Here is a 6,485-nt window from a genome sequence, read left to right as displayed (position 1 = left end):
TGCCGGGGCTAGCCCCGGCAGGTGCCGGTCACGCAACGAAGTGGGGAAGTTTCGCGGCCCACATCAGGGGAGGATTCAACGGCCGCTGACAACCGTGCGCCACACGATCTCGCCGTCGGCCTCACCGAACGGGTCGAGCGCGACATTGGCGTGGAGTTCAACCTTCACCTCATGCGGCACCTGGCCGTGCTGGTCTACTTGAACGAGCATCCTGGGCAGTACGAGGTCGTCAGCCGCATCCTCGGCCACAGGAAGGTCGAGACGACCAAGACCTTCTACGCCGGGCTCGAGCTGGATGCCGCCGTGCGGCGCTTCCTCGAAACCATCAGGGCCAAGCGCGAAGGTACGCGCCTGCTTGCTACCGGTCGCGGTGGGAAGCTGTGGCTTGGTCGGGGGACTCGCTAGGATGTCCTTCTCCCTCACTCCTGGTCGCCTGGTGTGGCGTCTCGCCGAATGGCCGATCATCGATCAGCAGCTCTGGCAGGCGGGCCTTGCTCCCAGGGATCAGTTCGACGGTCCAGCCTATGCGGAGGATCGGCAACCCATGACGATCCGCAATGCCATGCGCAGCCACGGTCGCTTCATGGCCGTGCTCGCCGCGCAGAGCTTGCTCGACCCGACGGTGCCGCCTGCCGCCCGGGTCACGCCAGCCAATGCCCGCATCTTCCTCACCGCCCTTCAGGCCAAGGGCAACACCAACAACTCCATCGTGACGCGGTTCTTCGACCTGCAGGCGGCGCTGAAGATCATGCATCCGGAGCTGGACTTCAGCTGGCTGACGTCTCCAGGTGGCAACTCACTGCGGTCATTGTTGCCGGCCACGCAGCGGCACATCGACCCGATCGACAGCGCCGACCTGCTGGTCTGGGGCCACGCGCTCATGGAAGATGCGCTGCGTTGCAAGCCGGCGACCCGCCGCACGCGCTACCGCAACGGGCTGCTGATCGCCCTCCTGGCCGTCCTGGCGCCCCGGCTGCGGTCGGTCGCCGCATTGCGGCTGGAGCGGCAGGTCATCGCCCACGGCGACGGCTACCGGCTGATCTTCACGGCCGTGGACGTCAAGAACAAGCGGCATATCGAGTACGCCGTCCCGGATGAGCTGGTGCCCCATGTCGAGCATTACCTGACCGTCGAGCGGGTGGAGCTGCTGGGAGACCGGCGGCACGACGGGTTCTGGGTGAACCGCAACGGCGAGATGCTGGGCGCACGCGGCATCGAGGGCGTGATCCGGCGCGCCGCCAGGACACGCTTCGGCAAGGCCTTCGGCACGCACAGCTTCCGCCATTCGCTGGCGACCACCGCCGCCAGGATGGATCCGTCCAACCCGGGCCTGGCTGCCGCCATCCTCGCCATCTCCGAGGCGGTCGTCGGCACACACTACAACCGCGCCAGGCAGGAGGAGGCGGCCGAGGCCCACGTCGCGCTCGTCGAGCAGGCGCGGCAGAAGACGCACCTGCTCGCCAGGCGTCGCTTCCGCGAACTTGGCTACAGGTAGGCCGCCGCGCTCACCGCCTCGATTGCCGGTCGAGCACGCGCTCGGCCGGCAGGATGCAGAGCATTTTCCTTATCTACTTGAAATGAAACAATGTCCTCCCCATCTATGCTGGACGAGAGGCGCGGCCCGATCGCCCCGGCGATGGCCTGTCGGCGCCAAAGCGCCGTACCCATCGTTTCTGCCATCCGGCATGGGACAGGGCCGCCAGCCCTCGTCCTCCCTCGTCACCCGTCCCGGCGGGCTCCGCAGCGCCTCCCATGTCGCTGCCGGGGCCCGGCACCGCGCATCCGGCACTGAGCCGGCCGCTTCTGCGAACCCTTCCCTGCCAGCGGTGGCACGGGGGCGGCCTGACGAGGCCTCACCCTGTGCCACCTTGCCGGCCGCAGGGGCAGCGCACCGGACCGGAACCGCCGGGAGGGCAGACCTGCCCGGCCCCCCCTGCCCTCGCCTCCCCCGCACCTCTCCAGCCGGTCTCGGCAGCTCCCAAGCCGACCGTCGCGGTCCCTTGAGCAAGGCCGAAACCCCAGTGCTGGAGATCCCATGCACAGCGTCAGCACCCTCACCTACCAAGGCAGGCCCATCCGCCTCCGCGGCACCATGCTGAACCTGACCGACATGTGGCGGGCAGCCGGCAGCCCGGAGTACCGGCGGCCGACCAGCTGGCTGATCCTCGAAGACACCCTGCGCTTTCGCGCCCATGCCAGGGCGCACTGGACCGAGCTCGACGAGCCGGCCGGCGATAATGTGGTCCACGACCACATTTTCCACCTCGACCCCGATGGCCTCGTTGCCACCGCCCGCGGCCGCAACGGCGGCACCTGGGCCCACTGGCAACTCGCCCTGGCCTATGCCCGCTACCTCTCTCCGGCGTTCCACCTCTGGTGCAACACGGTGGTCCGCCGCGCCATGGAATGGCGCCTCGGCCCGCCCGCGGCGGCGCACGATCCGCTGCTGCTGCACCTTGCCCAGCAGTTCCGCGACCTGCACCGCCGGCTCGACGACGTCGAGCGGCATGCGGCGGACCTGATGTTCCTGCTCGTCTCCGCGCAGGAACTGGTGCTCGGCAACCGGCTGGAGTTCACCGGGCTGACCCGGGCCACCATCCTCAAGGCGGTCGCGGCCGAGCCCTTCGACGGCCAGTGCCCCTGCTGCCTGCGCGAGCCGGTGCTCACCGAGGCCGGCCGGCCGGCGCCCGGCGCCGAGTTCGACCACTTCTTCCATCGCGGCCTGAACCGGCCGGAGCATGGGTGGTTGATCTGCCAGACCTGCCATGCCGAGCTGACCCATGGCGGCTACCTCGTCCGCTTCCTGCGGATGCCCGAGTTCCGCGCCTTCCAGGCCGCGGTGCTCGAGCAGCGCCGCCGGGCACGCCAGTGCCCCGGCGACGCAGCAGCCTAGCCGCCCCACCCCTGCCCGCCCCCGCCGCGGGCAGGCGCAAGAGCCCCGTGACCTCATCCCGAGGTCACGGGGCTTTTCGCGTCTCCGGCGCCGATGAGCATTTCGGTGTCCGAGCTGCAGGACGCTGCAGCCGCGAAGGTTGGCGAACAGCCGCCAAGCCTTGGGAAGGCATCAACGCGGCGCGAAGAAGCTACGCATTGCCGCCACCGTCTCGTCTGGTGATTCTTCCGGAAAGAAGTGTCCGCCTCGCATGGCGCGGCCGCGCACGTCATCGGCCAAGGATCGCCAGAGGGCCGAAGGGCCGCCTTCATCGTCATACCAGGTGGCCAGCGCGCCCGTGTTGCTCCAGAGCGCCAACAAGGGGACGGCGATGCGCTTGCCGGCCGCCAGGTCTGCTGCGTCATGCATGCGGTCCAGGGTTGCCGCTGCTCGATACTCCTCGCAGATCGCGTGGACATGCTCCGGGTCACGGAGAGCATCGACGTAAGCGGCCCGCACCTCGGGCGGGAACTGGACGGCATCGGAGCCCCATGCACCGAGCGCGTTGTCGACAATGGCGTCGGGCGCTACTCCGATGAGGCGCTCGGGCAACGGTTCGGGTTGTGCCAGCAGTGACCATGGCCAGAATGCCAGGGCAAAGCGAGCATCGGCCCTGTCCCAAGCCGCGCCGGTCGGCACCACGTCGAGGACAGCCAGCCGGCTGATGCGCCCGGGGTGCTCCAGCGCCATGCGGTAGGCAACACGCCCCCCACGATCGTGCCCTGCCACGGCGAAGTGGTCGAAGCCGAGCCGCGCCATGGCCGTGATCATATCCGCCGCCATGGCGCGCTTCGTGTGAGGCGCATGGTCCGCTTCCGGCGTGGGACAGCCACTGCGGCCATACCCACGCAGGTCGGCGCACACCACCGTGAAGCTGTTGGCGAGATCAGGCGCGACCCGGCGCCACATCAGATGGGTTTGCGGAAAGCCGTGCAGCAGCAGAAGCGGCGGTCCCGACCCCGCACAACGCAAAAAGATGGATGTCTCGCCGACGTCAATGCTTTCGGCGGTGAAGTCCTCGAACATGCCGCACCTCTCCTCTTTCAGCGTCGCGGCAGGCGCTGCGCCTGAGACCAGAACGGGGGAGACTGGAGACCGCCTCATTGGGGGCAGCACATTCTCGCAGCCTCGCGGTCGCAGGAGCTGCCGTAGGCGTGGCCGTGAAGCAGTCTGGGACGCACTGCCGAGTGTTCGCTGGTGATGCTCTCGGGAACACGGTTGCACGCTACTCCGGCAGTCCCGCCCGGCGTAGACCTTCTACGAGGTATGGCAGCGCCGCCGGGCCCCACGGGGTCCGCTGGTGCAGGGTACCGATGCGCAACCCAGGATCTGCTGCGCGCAACATCGCCAGGGCGTGCCGCGCCGCCTCTTCGCGCCCGCCCAAGGCGAAGCTCGCCACGGCCACCCGCAGCGAGGGACCCGAGGCCGGCTGGCTACGAAGCGCGCGTTCGGCCCAGAGACAGGCTTCCTCGACGCGGCCTGCGACCAGATGCGCGCCTGCGACCCCGGCCTGCATGGCGAACATGTATGGGTCGACCGGGCTCAGGCGCATGGCGCGGGCAAAGCGCGGGATCGCCTCGTCGCCTTCGGCTTGCCAGACCTTCATCCAGCCACTCGAGATCCATGCCACGGCAAAGCTGGGATCAAGCGCCAGCGCCCGGTCGTTGAACTCCTCCGCTGCCTCGTACTCTCGTCCGAGTTGCCCGATCGCATGCGCCGCTGCATTGAGGACCAGCGCGTCGTCGCTCTCCAGTTCCAGCGCACGGCGGGCCATCCTAAGCCCTTCAACGAACTCACGATCCCAATCGGTCATGAAGCCGCTGCCGGACCGCCAATTGTAGAAGCGAGCCCCAATGGCCCAGGCTGCTGCAAAATCGGGATCGGCTTCGATCGCGCGGTGGATCATGCCCAGCGCCTGCTGGCTGGTCTCGCGCGTCCACTGCTGCGCTGCGGCGAGGGCGCGCAGGTACAGATGGTACGCGTCGAGGCTCTCCGTTGGCTTGCGCGAAGCGCGCGCGATCTCGGCCCTTTCCAGGCGCGGGGAGAGCGTGCCGACAACGAGCGTTGCGACTTCATCCTGCAGGGCGAAGACATCGTCGAGCGTCGTGTCGAACCGGTCGGCCGATATGTGCGCGCCCGTCGTTGCGTCGACGAGTTGTACGCCCACGCGGACCCTGTTGCCTGTCCTCTGCACGCTGCCTTCCAGGACGTAGCGCACGCCGAGTTCGCGACCCACCTGCTTCACGTCAACCGCCCGGTCCCTGTAGGTGAAGCTTGAGTTCCGCGCGATTACGAACAGCGAGCGGATCCGGCAGAGGCCGGTGATGATCCACTCGACGATCCCATCCACCAGGTAGCCCTGCCCCGGCTCGCCGCTCAGGTCGGCGAAGGGCAGCACGGCGATGGAAGGCTTGTCCGGAAGCGCGATCGAGATGCCGGGCGGTTCTCGGACCGACGATGCCTCCTCGCTCATCTCGGCGATGAAGCGAAAGCCCTTGCGCGGGATCGTCTTGATCACCCGTTGCCGCTCGCCATCATCACCAACGGCAGCCCGCGCGGCATTGATACGGGATGCGAGAGCCGATTCCGATACGATCCGCCCGTCCCAGACAGACGCGATCAGGTCGTCGCGCGTGACCAGGCGGTCGCGGTTGCTGACCAGGAACTCCAGCAGATCGAAGACCTGCGGCTCGACATGCACGGGTTCGCCGCGACGGCGAAGCTCGCGCCGGCTGGTGTCGAGGCACAGCTCGTCGAACAGGTAGCGCACCTGGCTCTCCCACCGACGGAGAAGAGCGGGATAGAACGATCAGAGGCAAGGTGAATCAAGGCGGCGGTGAGGAAAATCGAGCCGGCCTGAAAGCATGCGCGGACCATCTTCCGCATCCTCGGGCGCATCCAGTGAGGTCCGCAGGGCGGGCCTCGCAACCCCGAGGAGAATGCCATGCGCCGGCATGATGAGCTCGACAGCCTGCGACTGCGACTGGAGCAGTTTCAAGTCGACGCAGACTGGTACGATCGACACTGGATGCGGGAGCGTCCGCGGCACCCCTGGAGGGTTTGGGCGCGAAGCCTTCGAGAATGTCTGACCACACCGCTGAGGTCTGCACTCGCGCAGCGGGCGCGCCCGCGCCAGGCTCTGGTGCGAGCACAGGACGTTCTGCGGCTTTCGCCGCCAGGGTGATGACGTTGAGCGACATGCGGCGAGCCTGGTGCTCCTGCGCGTGTCCGTCCGGCCAACCGATGTAACATCCACCCCTGCCCGCCCTCGCGGCGGGCGGACGCAAGATCCCCGTGACCTCACCGCGAGGTCACGGGGCTTTTCGCGTTTCCGGCGCCGCGGCGCGATCGCGCCGGGATGGTGGTGCAGTTCACAGGCCCGGATGCCGGGCCTGAGTAGGGTTCTCCTGTCGCTGATCGCCGCCGCGGGAAAAGCCCCGGAGGCCGGCGAGAGCCCGAGAGAGAAGGACCCCGGCCATGCGCAAGATGATCCTCCCCGCCGCCCTCGCCCTGCTGGCCGGTGCGGCCGCCCTGGCCCCCACGGTGCAGGCCC

General features: G+C 68.3%; 5 protein-coding genes. 2 read left to right on the top strand and 3 right to left on the bottom strand.

Annotated features, from left to right (window positions below; all coding sequences use genetic code 11):
• Positions 1-75 precede the first annotated feature (75 nt).
• Complete coding sequence (locus tag E2C05_RS33440; RefSeq protein WP_158292390.1) at positions 76-423, bottom strand: hypothetical protein; 348 nt, start codon at positions 421-423, stop codon at positions 76-78.
• On the opposite strand from E2C05_RS33440, the gene E2C05_RS27065 reads away from it, so the two are divergent.
• Together E2C05_RS27065 and E2C05_RS27060 are read left to right on the top strand one after the other, a co-directional pair.
• The gene (locus E2C05_RS27065; RefSeq protein ID WP_158292389.1) at positions 407-1,495 is read left to right on the top strand and encodes a site-specific integrase; all 1,089 of its coding nucleotides are present in this window, start codon (positions 407-409) and stop codon (positions 1,493-1,495) included. The two genes, E2C05_RS33440 and E2C05_RS27065, sit on opposite strands and share 17 nt — an antisense overlap.
• A 540-nt stretch (positions 1,496-2,035) precedes the next feature.
• On the top strand, positions 2,036-2,893 hold the full coding sequence (locus tag E2C05_RS27060) for a KilA-N domain-containing protein (protein ID WP_133222763.1): 858 nt from the start codon (positions 2,036-2,038) through the stop codon (positions 2,891-2,893).
• 171 nt (positions 2,894-3,064) lie between these two features.
• Here E2C05_RS27060 and E2C05_RS27055 read toward each other — a convergent pair whose 3' ends face one another.
• On the bottom strand, positions 3,065-3,958 hold the full coding sequence (locus E2C05_RS27055; protein ID WP_133222762.1) for an alpha/beta fold hydrolase: 894 nt from the start codon (positions 3,956-3,958) through the stop codon (positions 3,065-3,067).
• Positions 3,959-4,157: 199 nt separating this feature from the next.
• Positions 4,158-5,702, bottom strand: a complete 1,545-nt coding sequence (locus E2C05_RS27050) for a winged helix-turn-helix domain-containing tetratricopeptide repeat protein (RefSeq protein WP_133222761.1) — start codon at positions 5,700-5,702, stop codon at positions 4,158-4,160.
• Positions 5,703-6,485: the final 783 nt, after the last annotated feature.

Origin of the sequence: Paracraurococcus ruber (genome assembly GCF_004353985.1) — a bacterium.
Lineage (GTDB): Bacteria > Pseudomonadota > Alphaproteobacteria > Acetobacterales > Acetobacteraceae > Paracraurococcus > Paracraurococcus ruber.
Note: the sequence above shows the minus strand (reverse complement) of the source record. Positions and strands in the feature narration are given on the sequence as shown.

What these genes read in the sequence shown, in the direction of transcription:
- E2C05_RS27060 (WP_133222763.1), top strand. Translation starts at nt 2,036, where the DNA reads ATGCACAGCGTCAGCACCCTCACCTACCAAGGCAGGCCCATCCGCCTC.
- E2C05_RS27055 (WP_133222762.1), bottom strand. Translation starts at nt 3,958, where the DNA reads ATGTTCGAGGACTTCACCGCCGAAAGCATTGACGTCGGCGAGACATCC.
- E2C05_RS27065 (WP_158292389.1), top strand. Translation starts at nt 407, where the DNA reads ATGTCCTTCTCCCTCACTCCTGGTCGCCTGGTGTGGCGTCTCGCCGAA.